Raw genomic sequence first — 18,627 nt, forward strand, 5'->3', positions numbered from 1 at the left:
TATTTTTTGTATTTGGAAATATTTTAATTTAAAGGTTTAAACATATTGCTGTGCCATGATTTTTAGGATTAGAAGATTATTCTGATACTATAGAGAGGAGATTATAGGTCTTTACCCTACATTACCTGGCGTCAGGGCAATCCTAAATCCTCTAAATCATGGTTCAAGCAATATACTATCCGTAATCTTTGCAATATCGTAGCTGATCTTATTGATAAAGCCTAATTGCTCTTTCAACAAAGCATCTTCGGCCTGGGCTACCGGCTTTAGAGCTTCCGGGTTAACAGGGGGGATTTTACCTATATTAAATTCAATATTTTGAGCATGCAGTTTTTGACCGGTATCGTTCAAAACGGTTATACTTTTTTTGATGAGCTTCATGGCTTCGGGGTGTGCAACCGGGATTTCCTTTTTGCTTTGTGCTGATGCAATGGTAGCGATGTATGATGAAAGGATATGGTTAAGCACCACAAATTTATGTACATCCTTTATTTTACGCTGTTTGCTTTTAGGTTCTGATGTCATGCGCTCAAATGCGGCCGAAAGGTTGGCCGATTTTACATAAACCTCTTTTCGCGCCAGTTTGTAACTGGTAATACTGATCATTTTACCCGAGATGCTTTCGGCAATGGTAACCAGGTAATTGATGTTGGCCACTAACACATCCCTAAGTGCTTCCTGGATCTGTTCAAATTCCCAGGTGGGGAATATCAGGTAACTGGCCACCAGCGCGATAGTTGAACCTATGACGGTATCCAAAATTCTTTCCTGGGCTACATTGAGCAATCCAACGCCCAGGAACTTGAACAATATAAGTACATAAGGCGTCATGAAAATTACGCTCACTACATAATTAAGGCGTTGAAAGCTGTAGGCACCCATCATAAAAATCACCAGGAAAATAAACTGCACGGTGACGTTAGGGATAAAGGTAAGTATGGCTATACCAATAACACCACCGCCAATAGTGCCTATTAAACGCTGGTAGTTACGCTGTTTTGAAAGACTGAACCCGGGCTTCAATATTACAATAATGGTAAGCAGCACCCAATAGCTATGATGGCCTAATGATACTAATTTAGCTGTGATAAAACCTACCAAACATACCAACGCTACACGCAGGGCATGTTTGAATGCGCCGGATGCCAGCGTAAAATTGTCGAAGAAAATATGCGGTGCAAAATCCTGGTGGGTAACAAAAGCCGAATACTCTACATCGCCTTTGGGCTCGTTTAATGATTCGGCTGCTTTTGAACTGTAGTACTTATAAATATTGTTGATACCCTCGCTAAGTGAACGCAGGTTTACCAATACCTTTTTTAGTACCAGATTGCTGGTTTCCTGGTTGCTTTTGCCGATGGAGTCAATTTTTATTTTTAGTTTTTCCAGCTCGATATTAAAATCAGTGAGATGGCGGCGACGGGTGTTTGATAATATAATGTAGGCTATATCATCAAGCTCATCGGCCATGTTATGGATAATACGGGCTATTTCGGTAAGTACACCAGTGTCTTTAAATTTTTCGCGAATGTGGTTGTAGTCATAGTGCGTGGCCATGATCTGCTCGTAAATATCAACCAGGTCTACAAAGGTAAGTACCAGGATCCTGCTTGGTGCCGTTGATTCGCGGGCCATGATGCGGCTTTTAAAAAGCAGTTCGCGCACAGCATCCTGGTGCTGGCTCACCTGGATTTGTTTGGAAACCAGCTTGCGGTAGTTTTCATCAATATCGGTATCCGACAAATAAAAATCGGCTTTGATGCGTAAAAAACGAGCTATATCGGTAACATTTTCGCCAAGGGCCTGCTGTGCCGCGCGGTAAGGGCGGATACCGAAAAACAACAAACTGAAGATCATATACCAAACGCCACCCGCTAAGATAGTTGCACTGTAACCCAATACCTCGGGAGCTGCCAATGCCTTATCCATCATAAAGATCATGATCAGTAACGATGAAGTGCCTACGGATGCTGCCCTGTTGCCATAAACTGTAAACATGGAAAACAAAAAAGCGAAGAAGGTGATCTCGAAACCAAGCGTAAATACATTGAGCCGGGCAAAACCGGTAATAGCAGCAACCAAAAACAAACACAGGTTACCGGCCGCCATAGCATTACGCTTGTGCGACACCGGGCCGGGAGTATCTATAACGCAGATACACAATGCACCCAGTGAAAGTGTAAGGCCCAGATCAAACTTATCAAACTGCATTAGCAGGAGGGAGGGCAGTAAAATGCCTATACAAATGCGGATCCCATCAGAAAAATATTGACTGTAAAAGAAACTTTTTATTTCCCTGGTGTTTATAGACATGGTAGCAGTAGCTTTGTAAATAACAGAACTATTATAAGCAATTTTGTTTGTTCGGCCTGTTTTTATTAAATATAATTTATTGGCCTAAAATGACGTTTCAAATTTACATAATTTTAATTTATGTATCTGTTTTTGATAAAAATGGCATTAATTGAAGATTTGCGTTAATAAATATTTACTTTTTGATGAAATTAAATTAAAGATCAGTAAATTCACCCCCCGGAAAAGGCCAAAAGCTAAACCAATCAATTTTACCTCAATTTAATTTTTTACTATGTCGCCAACGTTAAAACTCAGCCAAAGAGAAGCAGCCTTCAATAACGAGGTTGTTACCCGATTTGAGTTATATAACAGTTTGTTTCAAACACTTCCGTTTTACCAGGTAAAGGATACAGGGATCTTATTACCGTTTTTTAGTTCGCATTGTGAGAAAGGCGCTATTACCCATGATTCGCCGACAGATATTATCGAGTCGTTTTTTGAAAAGTATGTACCGGATATCGATCATCGCGAGCAGATTAACCGCATGTTTAGGTTTATTCAGTACATTGAACGGCAGGTGGTTTTATTTGACGCCATTGAAGATTCGTCATTTAATAAAATAGGTAAGTTTGATGACAGTGGTACCCTGCAAAGCCTGTTGCAGCATGCAGCCATCAGTGATGAAAGTCGGCAGGATATCAGTGAAAGATTAAAAGATTTTTCGTTACGCCTGGTGCTTACTGCTCACCCTACGCAGTTTTATCCAGGTACGGTGCTAGGCATCATGACGGATTTAATTGAAGCTGTAAAAACCAACGATATCAATAATATTGATGTATTGCTGCAGCAATTAGGTAAAACGCCATTTTTTAATAAAACATCGCCGACACCGGTTGATGAGGCTATCAGCCTTTCCTGGTTCCTGGAAAATATATTTTATCATGCCGTATCTGGGATCCAGTCAAAACTGGAAGAGGAGTTTGATATCGACGCTGCAAGCCGCCAGATATTGGAGCTTGGTTTTTGGCCAGGTGGCGACCGTGATGGTAATCCTAACGTAACAACCCAAACCACTAAAGAAGTTGCCAGCTTTTTAAGGCAGCGCCTGTTCAGATGTTATTACCGCGATTTCAGGGTACTTAAGCGCCGGATCACTTTCCGTGGTGTTGAGGAGGCCATGACTAAACTGGAAACGCTGTTTTACAAAAACGCTAACGAACAATTAACCCCGGTTGATCTTCAAGGCGAACTGTTGGAGCTGCTGCTTTCTATAAAAGAAGTTATCCTTCGGGATCACGATGGTTTGTTCGTGAATATTGTTGAGGATATGATCCAGAAGGTACGCCTTTTTGGATGTTATTTTGCAACACTTGATATCAGGCAGGACAGCCGTATTTTACGTAAGGTGTTTGAATACGGAACCAAAAATATTGACACAGGTGTAGCGGAAGGTTATTCGGAACTAAGCGAGGAAGATAAAATAAAGAGCATCACCTTTAAAGAGGCCGATTTTGTTTGCCCTAAAGAGGAAAAAGATGCTATGATCCACGATACACTGGATACCATTAGGTTGGTTAAGCAAATTCAACAGGGTAATGGTGAAAGGGCGTGCCAGCGCTTTATTATCAGTAACTGTCAGCGCGCTTCGGATATTTTGCAGTTGATTAACCTGTTTTTATGGAGCGGGTGGAAAAAAGACAGCTTAAGCATCGATTTTATGCCGCTGTTTGAAACCGTGAACGATCTGGAACATGCTGCAGGCATCATGGAACAGTTGTATACACATCCGTTTTATGCAGAACATTTAAAAAACAGGGGGAGCCAGCAAACTATTATGCTTGGCTTTTCGGATAGTACTAAGGATGGCGGTTACCTGATGGCTAACTGGTCAATATATAAAGCTAAAGTTGAGCTTACCGCGATGGCCCGTAAATACGGCATCCAGCTGGCGTTTTTTGATGGCAGGGGAGGGCCCCCGGCCCGCGGTGGTGGTAAAACACACCGTTTCTATGCGTCGATGGGTAAAGAGATTGCTAACGAGCATATCCAGTTAACTATACAGGGGCAAACCGTTAGTTCACAATACGGCTCTGTTGAAACTGCCCAATTTAATATGGAGCAACTGATCAACGCAGGTATTATTTCAGCATTGCATCCCAACCGTAACGATCTGCTGGATTACCGTCACAAGGAACTCATTCAGCAAATGGCCGATGTAAGCTATAAGCTGTTTATCGATCTGCGTGCACATCCGCTGTTTGTTGAATACCTCGAAAAATTCAGTCCGCTGAAATTATTATCAAGGATTAATATCAGCAGCCGCCCAACTAAACGTAATGCGGGAGCTCAATTGAAACTGGAAGACCTTAGGGCTATCAGCTTTGTAACTTCATGGAGCCAGTTAAAACAAAGTATCCCCGGTTTTTATGGTGTAGGTACAGCACTTAAACAAGTTAAAGAAACCGGCGGCTGGGACGAGATCAAAGAACTTTACCAAACATCAGGCTTTTTTAAAACTATGCTGGATAACTGTATGATGTCGATGTCGAAGTCGGACTTCAGGGTTACAGCGTACCTGGAACAGGATGAAAAATTTGGCGCCTTCTGGAAAATGCTTCGTGATGAGTTTATCCTCACCCGCGAAATGCTTCTTGAACTAACCGGTAGCACTGTACTGATGGAAGAATACCCGGTTGAACGGCGTTCTATCGCTATTCGCGAAAAAATAGTGTTACCGCTGGTGATCATTCAGCACTACGCCCTGCAATGTATCAATTATGAAAAGGATACTGAGCTTAATGATGTTTATAATAAATTGGTGATCCGTACGGTTTACGGTATTGTAAATGCCGGGCGCAATTTGGCTTAAGAGTTTATTGTTTTAATTTATATCCCCATCCACCTGTTAGCAATAGCAGGTGGATTTTTTTTGATTTAATTATATGATCATGATGGGCGGTGTTAAAAACTTTTTCAAAGGTTTTAACTTTTGATCTGAAAAGCCACTGTCCTCAACTTAAAGAAAAAACCGGGAGCCATTATAAAATTAAAAGCAGAATACGTAAAGCTTAAAACTAACAGGTTGGTTATCCGTGTTTGTTCAATTGCTTTATATGCAAAAAAAAAGACCGCATCATTTGTATTTGATGCAGCCTCATTTGTATTTAGGGAAAGGAATTTTATTTCAATTCGAGTGTTACGATTGATTTTGCAGGCAGACTTACTACCAGTTTGTCACCGTCTTTTTTAGCGCCGGTAAAAGCGTTAAGGTGAATTTTGTTGGCATCTTTAAATGTATTAATATCGGTTAATTTAGCCGAAGTTAATACCTGGCCGCTAACGGTTTGCCATTTTACATCGCTAAGGCCGGTTGTAATAGTAATGGTATTGTGCGGATCAAGGTTAACTAATGAGATGTGTACCTTGCCGGCCGCATCCTGCGAAGCAGATGCATTTACAGCTTCAATCTTTTTGCCGTCAACTTTGTAATCAGGTACGCTCAACTTAATGGGCAGATATTTGGCATCCTGGTGCACTTTATACATATCAAATACATGGTAGGTAGGCGTTAGCACCATTTTTTCTTTATCAGTTAATATCAACGCCTGCAGTACGTTGATGGCTTGTGCAAGTGCAGCCATTCTAACACGGTCGCTATGGTTATTGAATATATTAAGCGTTGTGCCTGCTATTAAAGCATCGCGCAAGCTATTTTGCTGATACAGAACACCCCAGTTGCCGGGTTCCGGGTCGGTCCAGATGCCCCATTCGTCAACAACGAGGGCCACTTTTTTATCCGGGTCATATTTATCCATAATGGCCGAATGTTTGGTAACCAGTTCCTCCATTTTAAGGCAGTTTACCATAGTGCTAAAGTATTCTTTCTCGTCAAAGTTAGTTGCCGAACCTTTTTTGCCCCAATTACCTGTTGGTATGGTATAATAATGCAACGATAAACCTGCCATCATCCCGCTCGAAATGTTTTTCATGCAAACCTCCGTCCAGCGGTAATCATCTGCATTCGGTCCGCTGGCTATTTTATTTAATTTGGCGCCGGGGTAATCTTTAGCGAATGAAGCGTATCGTTTAAAAAGGTCGGAGTAATATTCAGGTGTCATATTGCCGCCGCAACCCCAGCTTTCGTTACCTACGCCCCAAAATGTTACTTTATAAGGAGCCGGATGCCCATTCTTTTTGCGTTCCTGTACTACCGTACTGCTGCTGTTTGAGTTAAGATATTCTATCCATTTCGACATTTCGTCAACCGTGCCGCTGCCAACGTTACCGGCAATATAAGGCTCACAACCCAGTAAATCACAAAGTTCCAAAAACTCATGCGTGCCAAAGCTATTATCTTCGGTAACACCGCCCCAATTGGTATTTACCATGCGTGGGCGTGCGGTAGCCGGACCAATACCATCGCGCCAGTGATATTCGTCGGCAAAGCAGCCGCCGGGCCAGCGCAGGTTAGGAATCTTTATCTTTTTGAGGGCATCAACAATATCAAGCCTGATGCGGTCCTGTTTTTTTACAGGAAGATTTTTATCAACCCAAAAGCCTCCATAAATGCCACGGCCAAGGTGTTCGGCAAACTGGCCGTAAATGTGCTTGCTAATGGTTGTTTTTGAATCGGTACTGATATTAAGTGTACCTGTTTGCCCGAAGGATGCCGAGCTCAATAAGGACAAAGCGATAACGCCGAGGTGTAAAAACGGGTTCTTTTTCATTGAAACTTAGGATTTAACTAATTGTGCAGTAAAGAAAAGAAAAATTTTGAGAATAAGTGTTGAAATAACAATAAAAAAGAACCGTGATTAATAGGATTGGAGGATTTTCTTGAATTATAAGCAGGCTGGAAACGAAGCCAGCGGTTAACCTGCAAGATTCAGATTATCATGAAATCCTTTAATCAAGCTAATCAAGGTTCTTAATAAACTCTTCAAACTGTTCGCTGCTATAATCTGCCGCGCCGGCGTGTTTATAAATAAGCTTGCCCTCTTTATCAAATACGAGGGTAGCAGGGATAGTTCCATCTAACAAAGTGCCGGGTACATTGCTCTCTTGTATATATAAAGGTAAGTCGTACCTGTTTTTAAGCATAAAGGCTTTGGCTTTAGGCAGATCGTTATCTACATCAACCAAAAGAAAGGCAACTTTTGGATCGTTCCTGAATTTTTTGTAGAGTTCATTTACTTTAGGCATTTCTGCGATGCAGGGAGGGCACCAGGTAGCCCAATAGTTTATAAATACCAGTTTAGATTTTAAGGTGCTTAACGATATGTTATTACCGGTTGCATCTTTAAACTGGATATCCGGTACATTGGCAACATTTTCGTGATGCTTAGCGTACCCTCCGGGATCGGGCTGGAAAAAACCCAGCGACATCAATCCCCTGATCAGATAGCCTTTTGAATTTGGGTTAAAAATTATCAACAATGCCAATGCCATAATGAGGATGTTGAAAATATTTGAAACCGGGATCTTTTTTCGTTGGATCATGAATTGATATTAAGGGCTTGTAAATTCTTTGCTGCTTTGCGCCTTTGCATGAAATTAATTTAATGTGGTAATTTTTCTCTGAGCAGGCCATAAACCCAGGTCCCCAAAATAGCGCTTAAAAGCGTAACCGAAGTAACCAAAAAGCCGCTTCCGATCTGCGCAAACAGAGGACCGGGGCAGGCGCCTGTGACTGCCCAGCCTAAACCAAATATCAACCCGCCATATACATTGCCCCAATTAAATTTTTTGTTGGGGATAACGATGGCATCGCCGGTAAGGGTTTTGATCTTATAGCGTTTAATGATCATAACAGAGATCATTCCTACAATAATAGCACTGCCAATGATACCATACATATGAAACGATTGCAGCCTGAACATTTCCTGGATCCTGAACCACGATATCACTTCTGATTTCACCAGCACTATGCCAAAAAGGAGGCCTGCAAACAGGTATTTGATATTGTGCATATTATAAATGTAATAGGTAGGGTAAAATAAACCAAGTCATGATAAAGCCGCCTGCCATAAAACAGCATGTCGCCACAAGGGATGGCCACTGCAGGTTGGAAATGCCCATAATGGCATGGCCTGATGTACAGCCGCCGGCATATCTGGTGCCAAAGCCTACCAAAAAACCGCCGATCACCATAAAAATAAAACCTCTTAAGGTAAGGAGCTGATCGAAGCTAAAAACATCTTTTGGCAGTAATCCGTTAAAATCCTTAACGCCCTGTTGCTGCAACACAGCGTGGGTTTGCGGATTAATATCGACCGGGTGATTGGCTGATAAAAATTCCGCGGATATGAAGCCTCCTAAAACGATGCCGGCAACAAAAAACAGGTTCCAGCTTTCCTTTTTCCAATCATACTTAAAAAAGGAAATATTAGCCGGAATGCATGCCGCGCAGATATGCCTCAGTGATGATGAGATACCAAAAGTTTTATTCCCGATAATAAGCAGGGCAGGTACAACAAGGCCTATCAGCGGGCCGGCTACATACCAGGGCCAGGGTTGGGTTATCACATCCATAGTTTACAGGTTAATACCCGCAAATATATCTAATGTAAATTGGCAAAATACTAATTAGGCTGGCGTTTAACTGTGTTTGATACAATTTTACTTTTTATTTGTTTTAACAATATTGTTACATATATTTACTGGCAATTATATACCCTGACAAAATTTCTTTTGGTGAAGAAGCTTATAGCGATACTCTTATTAAATGTACATCTGTTCAATTTGGGCGGATATAGTTTAGTATTTGAGTATTTTATTCACCGGTCCGAAGTACAAATTGTTAAGCAGATCTATGAAAATAAGGTTGACGCTACCAAACTTGTAGAGATCAAGATTCCTGTACATCTTCCCAAAATTCACAGTTGGAGTGGCTATGTCCATGATCAGGGGCAACTGCAATTAAAAGGTGTTTACTACAATTACCTGCGTTATAAGGTTACGCAGGATACCATGTCATTTATTTGTATAGCCAATAGTGTTAAAACCCGTTTGGTTAATGCAAACCTCATTATTGCTAAAGAAATAAGCGATGTGCCTTTAAGTAAAAAGGGGCATGATTCATCGCAAAAAAAGATAAACGCCGGGGGCGAATACAGCTTCCAGGTTATGCATTATCAATTCTTATCTTACGGAAGGACATTAAAGGTAAAACCACGCCCTATAGCCTACCATGTAAATTCACCCTTCATCGAGTCGCCCGGCAAACCGCCAAACTCTGCCTGCTGATTATTGCCTGTAAATTATGAGTTAAATTGATTTTTGTGCCTGCTCTTAAGGACACAAAGCTTTTTTTATCATTTTGTTGTTTGAACCTGCACAACAACTGTGCTGTTAATTTTAGGTACAACAGTTTCGTTTACAGCTTTGATCATGCTTCTTAATGCTGATGTATTATCAACAAATCGGTGGTTAAGCGATTTCAGTTGATAATGTTGATCCGGCTTTTGTTTTACCATTTTTAGTTATACCCTTTATTTAAACGTAATGAAATTTATGTCGCTGTATTTTTACAGATGTTGTATTGTAGTTTCCTTTTTATTGGCTGTTGCGCAATGTGCCAAAGCCCAAACCGATGCTGATGCATTGATGATCCCTAAAAATTATTTTTGTGCTGCCGCAGTATATACCCATGGGAGTTGGGACCATTACTGGGAAGGTACTTTTAAACGGGACAATCCAAATTTGGGCACAGTGAGTACCAATGTTTACAGCCTGGGTGGTAATTATGGTCTTTCAAACCGGATCAACCTGCTATTCATGGTTCCTTATGTAACTACTAACGCTTCGGCCGGTACTTTAAGAGGCGAAAAGTCATTCCAGGATCTTATGGTTTCGTTTAAATGGATGGCCGTAAAAGAGGAGATAGGCAGTGGTTTGTTTAGCGTTCATGCTATAGCTACGGGTTCATTGCCTTTAGCCAATTATCAAGCCGATTTTTTACCCCTGTCTGTAGGTTTGCACAGCAAAAGCGTGGCCTTACGCGCCTTGCTTAACTATCAGACAGGCAGATTCTTTGTGGCTGGCTCAGGTCAGTACATTCGCCGCGATAATATTACTATCGACAGAAATTCGTACTACACTACCGAAATGCATTACACTAACGAGGTGCAGTTACCAAACGCTACCAACTTTATGTTTAGCAGCGGCTACCGCAGCCTTAAATTTAATGCCGAGGCCACTTTTACAAAAATTACAAGTACAAGCGGCTTTGATATCCGTAAAAACGATATGCCTTTTCCAAGTAACCGCATGAATAGCACCGCTGTTGGTTTAATATTGAAATACAGTTTCCAGTCTATCAGCGGGCTTGAGTTTACTGCAGGCGGTAACTATGTTTTAAACGGACGTAATGTAGGCCAAACCCGGTCGGGATTTGCAGGCGTGTATTATGTATTTAGCACCAAAAAAGAGAAGTAATTAGCGGTTGGACAATCAATGATCAATAAAATGAAAAAAACTATACTTAATATATTTACAATTACAACGTTGGCAGCGGCAACGTTTAGTTCGTGCAGGAAAGATATTTTAGACCGCACTGCGTTATACCCGGCGCTTAAACCCTCAAACCTGGATCTTACTGCCGATACCTGGAACCCCGTGCTGGTTAAAGATTTTAGTGTGTTGAACGTAGCCGCGCCTGATGCTGTTACATCACCGGCCTATGTAGCCGATCTGAACGAGATCAAAGGATTACAGAAAAACCTAACCAGCGATCAGCAGTCAAAGATCCAATATTGGAGCGCGGGCTCTGTATTAAGATGGAATGAGATTTTGCGCGAACTGGTGGCCAAACATAATATACCGCCGTACCAGAACCCTGATGGCACTTACCCGGCACCAAACTCGGCCAACCCTTTTAATTACCCGGAGTTTCCGTTTTCAAACCCGCCTTATGCTGCGCGTGCCTACGCTTATGTAAGTGCTGCACAATATGATGCGCTGATAGCTGCATGGCATTTCAAAAACGTTTATAAACGTACGGCACCATATAAAAACGACTCGGGTGTTAAAGCACTGATCCCGGCATCCGACCTGCCTTCGTACCCAAGCGAGGACGCGGTAGTATCTGGTGCGACATCTGAGATCATGAAATTATTATTCCCTGCGGATGTAGCCTATATACAACAAAAGGTTGATGAAGAAAGATTATACAGGATGGCATCAGGAGCTAATACCCGTGGCGAATTTGCTGCCGGCGAATCGTTAGGCAGGCAGGTAGCTGCCATATTTGCCACCCGCGCCCGTAACGACGGGGCAGGCAAAGCCGGCGGTTCTCCTGCTATATGGAAAAGCTTTGAAACCATCACCGCTGCCAAAGGCGAGCAATTTTGGGTAAGCCTGGAAACCCCCAAAAGGCCACCGATGCTGCCGTTGTTTTCAAAAGTTGCGCCTTTCTTGTTCGACTCGACTACTGTAGCTGCAATCAGACCTCCGGCTCCGTACGCAACAAATTCGGCCGAGTTTAAAAAAGAAACAGAAGAAGTATTGTCATTCAGTAAAGACCATAGCCGCGATCATGAAGAGCTGGTTGCTTTCTGGGCCGATGGTGCCGGTACTTATACGCCTACAGGTCACTGGAACGCTATTGCAGCTGATGAATTTGTAAAACAAAATTACAGCGAAGTACGCTGGGCACGTAACTTTGCATTATTGAATATGGCCGAAATGGACGCCGCTATTGTATGTTGGGATACTAAATATTTTTACTTTAACCAGCGCCCGTCGCAGGCTAACCCAAATATCAAAACATTAACCGGCGTACCAAATTTTCCGGCGTATACGTCAGGTCACTCTAACTTTAGCGGTGCGGCTGCTACTGTACTAACCTATTTGCTGCCTGATAGGGGGAGTAAATTTACCGATATGGCGCATGCGGCGGCTATGTCGAGGTTGTATGGGGCTATTCACTATCGTAGCGACTGCGAAGTTGGTTTGGTAACCGGAAATAAAGTTGGCCAGTACGCAGTTAACAGAGGGAAGGCTGATAGGGCAGACGCGAAATAACAGGATGTTGATTTGAGGACGAATAAACAATGCGCAGCTTAACAAAGGATCAAAAGATATATTTCACACTTCGCCTTGCGGTGATTATGTGTTTCATTGGGCATGGTGCTTTTGGAATTATCACCAAGCAGACCTGGTGTAACTACTTTGGTGTTTTTGGAATAGGTAAAGAAATGGCCTATACCCTGATGCCATATGTAGGTACCGTTGATATATTGATGGGGATTTCTATGCTGTTTTACCCAACCCGTGCCATAGCTGCATGGCTGGTGGTTTGGGGACTGGCTACTGCATCTATGCGCCCATTATCGGGCGAACCTTTTGCTGAGTTCATTGAACGGGCCGGCAATTACGGTGCACCGTTTACTTTACTGCTGGTACAGGGAGGGTTCCCCTTAGGTAAAAAACAATGGATTGCCCGTATGGATGATAATGTTAGTATAAATGCCGAAGCCCTGGCTAAAGTTATTACCTGGTTAAGGGTATTTGCATTTTTGCTGCTAATAGGCCATGGCTGGCTCAACCTTATCCAAAAGCAAGGTTTATTAAATCAATACCATACGCTTGGTTTTGCCGATCCGGCTAAAACGGCTCAGTTTGTTGGCTTGTTTGAGGTGCTGGCTGCGTTAACAGTGCTTATTCGTCCTTTTAAAAATATACTCCTCGTTTTTATTATATGGAAAATATCCAGCGAGCTCTTTTATCCCAAATACGAAATGTTTGAGTGGATAGAACGTGGCGGGAGCTATGGTATATTGCTGGCCTTATGGTTTGCACTTAAGAAAGCCCCTGCCGGATCTATACTTTGGCCTTTTAAACATACCTCACATTTAAGAGCAAGCTAAATCATCAAAACAAAAAAATATCTACTGAACAGGGTGAAAATTACCCTGCCCTATAAACTTACTAACCAAACAATTGCAAATGCAAACCAACACTTTTAATAACACTATGAAAAAACCGGTCCTGAAATTTATTGGCGTTATAACGATCATCATATTTACAACCTTTGCAAAAGTAAACGCACAAGGCTGTGTTGCCATCAGAAGTACGGGTGGCCTATGTACTATGGATGAACATCCCGATAGTATTACCAATAGCGGTAGCTGGCTGTTAAACAGTAATAACCGGTATTTTCGTTCTTATAAACATTTTGTGGGTACCAAAGAGCAAAAACAACGTATTGCGCAGGGAACTAATGTAATTAATCATTCATATACGCAGGATCTTACTTTAACCCGCATATTCAATAACCGTTGGTCGTTTGCTGTGGACTTGCCGATAGTTGACAACAGCCGTTCATCATTATATGAGCATGGCGGTAAAGAACGTTTGCAAACTCATTCATTTGGTTTGGGCGATGTACGTTTAACCGCTTATGCATGGCTGCTAAACCCGGCAAAGGCGCGTCGCGGAAATATCCAGGTTGGGTTGGGTATAAAATTGCCAACCGGAAACTATAATTACCAGGATTATTTTTACCATACAGCTGCCAATGATGGCAAAACCCTTGGTCCCGTTGATCAGTCTATCCAGTTAGGTGATGGCGGCACCGGTATCACTACCGAGATTAATACATATTATAATTTCACGCATCAGTTTGGCTTATACGGAGGCTTTTACTACCTCATTAGTCCAAGGGAGCAAAATGGTGTGTCATCGGCCCGTGGGGGTACGCCAAGTGCCAAGGCGGTTGCCAATGGAAGCGACGTAATGAGTGTGCCCGACCAGGTAATGATCCGCGGTGGTGCAAGTTATGGTGTCAGCAAGTTTGATTTTTCGGCCGGTGTTCGTTACGAATGCTTGCCCGTGCATGACCTGGTAGGTGGCAGTAATGGCTTCCGCAGGCCTGGATATATCATCTCTGCCGAGCCCGGCGTTACCTATCGTGTTAAATCATTTTCAATTTATGCTTTTGTTCCTGTAGCATTAAAACGCGACCGCACTCAAAGTGTACCGGATAAAATTACAACCCGCTTAACAGGAACTTATGCCCAGGGTGATGCTGCATTTGCAGATTATGCCATTAACGTAGGAGTAACTTTTAGAATTAAATAGAGAATTGGCTTGTCGATTAAAGCCGGGCGTGAATCCCCGGCTTTATTTAACCAATCATTTACAAAACGCCTTAACGTAAACATTATATTATGAAACATACTTTACAATTTCTTTTTTGTACAGCGATATGCCTGACGTTAACTTATACTGGTGTGCATGCCCAGGGCTGTGTTGCCATTAAGGCTGATGGCCCGTTCAGCAACATGGAGCATACTACTCAGGATACCTCATACAAAGGCTGGGAGCTTACCGCTTCGTGGCGCTATTTTAAATCGTTCCGTCATTTTAAAGGCAGCGATGAGCAAAAGCAGCGCCTGGTGATAGGTAACGAGGTGATTAACCATCAGCATACTTTTGATCTAAACCTTACCCGTAATTTTAATCAGTATTGGTCGGTATCTGTTGGTGTACCGTACCTTGTTAACACCCGTTCTTCATTATATGAGCATGGCGGTAAAGAGCGCCGTAAGTCATACTCCCAAGGTATTGGTGATGCCCGCATCGTTGTTAACAGGTGGTTGTTTGACAGCCGCAAAAGCAATGGTAATATCCAGGTTGGTTTAGGTATTAAGCTGCCTACCGGCGATTTTAATTATAAATCACATTTCTATAACGTGATCCCATCCGAACGCCCTGTTGATCAATCTATCCAGTTAGGCGATGGCGGCGTTGGCATCATTGCCGAAGCAAATGGCTACCTGGGTTTTGGCAGTGGGTTTAGCGGGTATAGTAACCTGTATTATATGAGCAACCCGCGCAATACCAACGGTACCCGTACTTATCGCGAAACATTGAGCGCTACGCTTGCAAACGAAGCTATTTCAAGCGTGCCTGATCAGTATCTTGCCCGTTTAGGTGTTAACTACACCATAGCGCATGTGTTCACTATATCAGCAGGCGGTCGTATTGAGGGGATCCCTGTTCATGACCTGATCGGTAAAAGCGATGCTTTCCGCCGTCCGGGTTATATTATTTCGGCCGAGCCATCCCTAAGCTACGCCTTTAAAAAGGTGAGCATTTTTGCCAGCGTGCCCATCGCCCTGAAACGCGACCGCACACAAAGTGTTACTGATAAAGAAAACTCGATAGCCACCGGTAAATACGTTATCGGCGACGCGGCATTTGCCGATTATGCTATCAATTTTGGAGTGTCGTTTAAATTTTGAGATTATATATACTACTTAGTTGATTTGGTGAAGCCGGGAGTGAGATCCCCGGCTTTTTTATTTAAAACTAATTTTTCGGAATTAAATTCTCTTCGGTGGGCAGCATTCGTGTAAAATTATTTTTTATGGATACTTTTTTACTTAAAAACAATAGTTTTACGTTCATGAACACTCCCGAAGAAAACTTTGCAGCGCTGGGTTTAAATCTGCCGCCTGCACCAAAACCACTTGGCGTTTATAAACCATGTTTAGTTGATGGCAAATATTTATACCTGTCGGGCCATGGTCCGGTACAGGATGATGCTTCGCTGATTATTGGCCGCATTGGTGATACCGTAAGCCAGGAAGCTGGCAAGCTCGCCGCACAACAGGTTGGTTTAACTATGCTTGCTACCATTAAAGCCAACATCGGCAGTTTCAATAAGATAAAACGTGTTATAAAAGTGTTGGGCATGGTTAACTGTACACCCGAATTTGAAAAGCACCCATTCATCATAAATGGCGCAAGTGAACTTTTTGCCAAAATTTGGGGCGAGGAGAATGGCATAGGCGTACGCAGCGCGGTAGGTATGGGCTCATTACCCGATAATATCCCCGTTGAAATTGAAGCGCTGTTTGAATTAGAATAAAATCTACAATTTCCATTCTGTAGAGACGCATAATTGCGTATCCCGCTTGCAGAGGTACCATAATGGCGGCTCTGTATATTCGAAGACGCAATTATGCGTCTCTACATGAAAAAATAATTAAACCATGACCGTTAACTGGTATAATATACAGGATATTGATGAGTTGGATACCCCGGCACTGGTGGTTTACCCCGACAGGGTTAAAACAAACATAGCCACGCTTACCGGCATGATTGATGATATTAAGCGTTTGCGCCCACATGTTAAAACCTATAAAAATGCCGAAGTTACCGCTTTACTGCTGGAGGCCGGCATCAGCAAGTTCAAATGCGCTACCATCGCCGAGGCCGAACTGCTGGCCATAAGCAAGGCCTCCGATGTTTTGCTGGCTTACCAACCCCAGGGGCCTAAACTGCACCGTTTCATCAGGCTGATCCATGCTTATCCGCATACGCGTTTTTCGTGTTTGGTTGATAACTCCACATCGGCAAAGGAGATTTCTGACGAAGCGGTAAGATTTAATGCTAATGTCGATGTTTATCTGGACTTGAACGTAGGTATGGACCGTACAGGTATAACGCCAGGTTTTGAAGCTTTGCAGCTTTATATGGATTGCGGTGTATTGCCGGGTATTAACCCGGTAGGCTTGCACGCTTATGACGGCCACATTCATGATGTCGATCTGCAAAAACGGGCCGAACGCTGTGAGTTTGCATTTGCCCCCGTACTTAAATTGCAGCAAACCATAAAAGGTAAGGGCTATCCCGAACCGGTTATCGTGGCTGGTGGTTCGCCAACTTTTTCCATTCACACTAAACGTAAATACGTTGAATGCAGCCCCGGTACGTTTGTTTACTGGGACAAAGGCTACCAGGTGGGTATGCCCGAGCAGGATTTTTTGCCTGCCGCACTGGTTATTACACGTGTAATCTCTCTGCCCGGCGCAACAAAGCTTTGTCTGGATGTTGGGCATAAGTCGGTTTCGGCAGAAAATGAATTAAGTAAACGCATTTACTTTTTAAATGCGCCCGAACTTTACCCGGTAAGCCAAAGTGAAGAACATTTGGTAGTTGAAGCGGGACCCAATCACCAATATAAGGTAGGCGATGTGCTTTATGGCATTCCGCACCATATTTGCCCTACTGTTGCGTTATACGAGCGCGTTTATACTATTGAGCACGAAAATATAAGCGGCGAGTGGCTCAACGAGGCCCGCGACCGCAAGATCACCATTTAATTTCCCCTAAGCAATGTTTGTTGTAGATGCCCATTTAGATTTAAGCATGAACGCACTGGAGTGGAACCGCGACCTCACGCGTCCGCTGGCTGAGGTAAACCAACGCGAGAGAGGTTTAACTGATAAACCCGATCGCGCCAAAGCGGTTGTTGCCCTGCCCGAATTACGTAAAGGCAACATTGGCCTGGTAGTAGCTACACAGATAGGTCGTTACGTAGCACCGGATAATCCCTTGCCCGGCTGGCACTCGCCTGAACAGGCATGGGCACAAACCCAGGGACAGGTAGCCTGGTATAAGGCCATGGAAGATGCCGGGGAAATGGTGCAGGTGAATGATTTGTCATCACTTGAAAAACATCTTGAACTCTGGAATGATGGCACACCGGCGGAAAAGAAGCCGGTGGGATATATTTTGAGTTTGGAAGGCGCTGACTCTATAGTAACTGTTAAATACCTGGAGCGGGCATATAATTATGGCCTAAGGGCGGTTGGGCCAGCGCATTATGGCCCCGGCAGGTATGCACAGGGTACCGATGCCACCGGTTACATGGGGCCAAAAGGTCATGAGTTGCTAAAAGAAATGGAGCGCCTGAATATCATTTTAGATGCAACTCATTTATGCGATGACAGCTTTTGGGAAGCGCTTGACCATTTTAACGGCCATGTTTGGGCCAGCCACACTAATTGCCGCGCGTTGGTGAACCATAACCGCCAGTACAGTGATGAAATGATCAAAGCCCTGATAGGCCGCGGCGCGGTGATCGGAGCAGCGCTTGATGCCTGGATGATGGTGCCGGGCTGGGTGAGGGGTGTATCCACACCAAAAGGAATGAACTGTGATATGGAAGTCATGGTTGATCACATCGATCATATTTGCCAGATAGCCGGTAATGCGCTGCATGTTGGCATGGGCACTGATCTTGACGGGGCCTTCGGCCGTGAGCAATGCCCTTATGATCTGGAAACAATTGCCGATTTGCAAAAAGTGCCTGACCTGTTAAGGAAACGCGGCTATACCGATGCGGATATCCAAAATATGATGCATGGCAACTGGCTTAGGTTTTTAAGGAAGGCCTGGGCTTGATCAGTTTGCAGTTTTTAGTTTGCTGTAGGCAGTTTAGACACTGGTCGAAGCGATAGCACTAAACGAATAACAACCTTCAAATTCTGCCTATTCTTCATAGTACGGTAAAACAAACCGTACCTTAACGTATTTTTA

General features: G+C 43.2%; 16 protein-coding genes. 10 read left to right on the forward strand and 6 right to left on the reverse strand.

Annotation, left to right across the window (positions count from 1 at the left end):
• Positions 1-156 precede the first annotated feature (156 nt).
• The gene (locus ABIC84_RS01915; RefSeq protein WP_429262505.1) at positions 157-2,313 is read right to left on the reverse strand and encodes an FUSC family membrane protein; all 2,157 of its coding nucleotides are present in this window, start codon (positions 2,311-2,313) and stop codon (positions 157-159) included.
• 274 nt (positions 2,314-2,587) lie between these two features.
• On the opposite strand from ABIC84_RS01915, the gene ABIC84_RS01920 reads away from it, so the two are divergent.
• The gene (locus ABIC84_RS01920; RefSeq protein WP_429262506.1) at positions 2,588-5,164 is read left to right on the forward strand and encodes a phosphoenolpyruvate carboxylase; all 2,577 of its coding nucleotides are present in this window, start codon (positions 2,588-2,590) and stop codon (positions 5,162-5,164) included.
• 310 nt (positions 5,165-5,474) lie between these two features.
• On the opposite strand, the gene ABIC84_RS01925 is transcribed toward ABIC84_RS01920, so the two are convergent.
• The 4 genes from ABIC84_RS01925 to ABIC84_RS01940 form a co-directional block, all read right to left on the reverse strand.
• Complete coding sequence (locus tag ABIC84_RS01925; RefSeq protein WP_429262507.1) at positions 5,475-7,022, reverse strand: alpha-N-arabinofuranosidase; 1,548 nt, start codon at positions 7,020-7,022, stop codon at positions 5,475-5,477.
• Positions 7,023-7,209: 187 nt separating this feature from the next.
• Positions 7,210-7,794 carry a TlpA family protein disulfide reductase gene (locus ABIC84_RS01930; RefSeq protein ID WP_429262508.1) on the reverse strand — a complete coding sequence of 195 codons (585 nt, stop codon included), beginning with the start codon at positions 7,792-7,794 and terminating at the stop codon, positions 7,210-7,212.
• A 59-nt stretch (positions 7,795-7,853) separates the two neighbouring features.
• Positions 7,854-8,264: a DUF6691 family protein gene (locus ABIC84_RS01935; protein ID WP_429262509.1), complete on the reverse strand. Its 411-nt coding sequence runs from the start codon at positions 8,262-8,264 to the stop codon at positions 7,854-7,856.
• A 1-nt stretch (position 8,265) separates the two neighbouring features.
• Positions 8,266-8,826 (reverse strand): YeeE/YedE family protein, encoded by a 561-nt coding sequence (locus ABIC84_RS01940; protein WP_429262510.1) that lies wholly within the window; start codon positions 8,824-8,826, stop codon positions 8,266-8,268.
• A 162-nt stretch (positions 8,827-8,988) separates the two neighbouring features.
• On the opposite strand from ABIC84_RS01940, the gene ABIC84_RS01945 reads away from it, so the two are divergent.
• Complete coding sequence (locus tag ABIC84_RS01945) at positions 8,989-9,540, forward strand: hypothetical protein (RefSeq protein WP_373613369.1); 552 nt, start codon at positions 8,989-8,991, stop codon at positions 9,538-9,540.
• Positions 9,541-9,608: 68 nt separating this feature from the next.
• Here the strand turns inward: ABIC84_RS01945 and ABIC84_RS01950 are convergent, their stop codons facing one another.
• Positions 9,609-9,770: a hypothetical protein gene (locus ABIC84_RS01950; RefSeq protein WP_373613370.1), complete on the reverse strand. Its 162-nt coding sequence runs from the start codon at positions 9,768-9,770 to the stop codon at positions 9,609-9,611.
• A 28-nt stretch (positions 9,771-9,798) separates the two neighbouring features.
• Between ABIC84_RS01950 and ABIC84_RS01955 the strand changes: the two genes are divergently transcribed.
• From ABIC84_RS01955 to ABIC84_RS01990, 8 genes are all read left to right on the forward strand, one after another.
• The gene (locus ABIC84_RS01955) at positions 9,799-10,731 is read left to right on the forward strand and encodes a transporter (RefSeq protein WP_208102495.1); all 933 of its coding nucleotides are present in this window, start codon (positions 9,799-9,801) and stop codon (positions 10,729-10,731) included.
• Positions 10,732-10,761: 30 nt separating this feature from the next.
• Positions 10,762-12,318 carry a phosphatase PAP2 family protein gene (locus ABIC84_RS01960; RefSeq protein ID WP_429262511.1) on the forward strand — a complete coding sequence of 519 codons (1,557 nt, stop codon included), beginning with the start codon at positions 10,762-10,764 and terminating at the stop codon, positions 12,316-12,318.
• A 29-nt stretch (positions 12,319-12,347) separates the two neighbouring features.
• Positions 12,348-13,163, forward strand: coding sequence for a hypothetical protein (locus ABIC84_RS01965; RefSeq protein WP_429262512.1), 816 nt, complete (start codon positions 12,348-12,350; stop codon positions 13,161-13,163).
• 106 nt (positions 13,164-13,269) lie between these two features.
• Entirely contained in the window at positions 13,270-14,376 is a 1,107-nt protein-coding gene (locus ABIC84_RS01970; protein ID WP_426586800.1) for a hypothetical protein, read from the forward strand.
• Between the two features lie 89 nt (positions 14,377-14,465).
• Entirely contained in the window at positions 14,466-15,542 is a 1,077-nt protein-coding gene (locus tag ABIC84_RS01975; protein WP_426586802.1) for a hypothetical protein, read from the forward strand.
• Positions 15,543-15,667: 125 nt separating this feature from the next.
• Positions 15,668-16,171, forward strand: coding sequence for a RidA family protein (locus ABIC84_RS01980; RefSeq protein WP_429262513.1), 504 nt, complete (start codon positions 15,668-15,670; stop codon positions 16,169-16,171).
• A 124-nt stretch (positions 16,172-16,295) separates the two neighbouring features.
• On the forward strand, positions 16,296-17,408 hold the full coding sequence (locus ABIC84_RS01985; RefSeq protein WP_426586806.1) for a D-TA family PLP-dependent enzyme: 1,113 nt from the start codon (positions 16,296-16,298) through the stop codon (positions 17,406-17,408).
• A 13-nt stretch (positions 17,409-17,421) separates the two neighbouring features.
• Positions 17,422-18,492 (forward strand): dipeptidase, encoded by a 1,071-nt coding sequence (locus ABIC84_RS01990; RefSeq protein WP_429262514.1) that lies wholly within the window; start codon positions 17,422-17,424, stop codon positions 18,490-18,492.
• Positions 18,493-18,627: the final 135 nt, after the last annotated feature.

Source organism: Mucilaginibacter sp. 3215 (assembly GCF_050433785.1).
Classification (GTDB): domain Bacteria; phylum Bacteroidota; class Bacteroidia; order Sphingobacteriales; family Sphingobacteriaceae; genus Mucilaginibacter.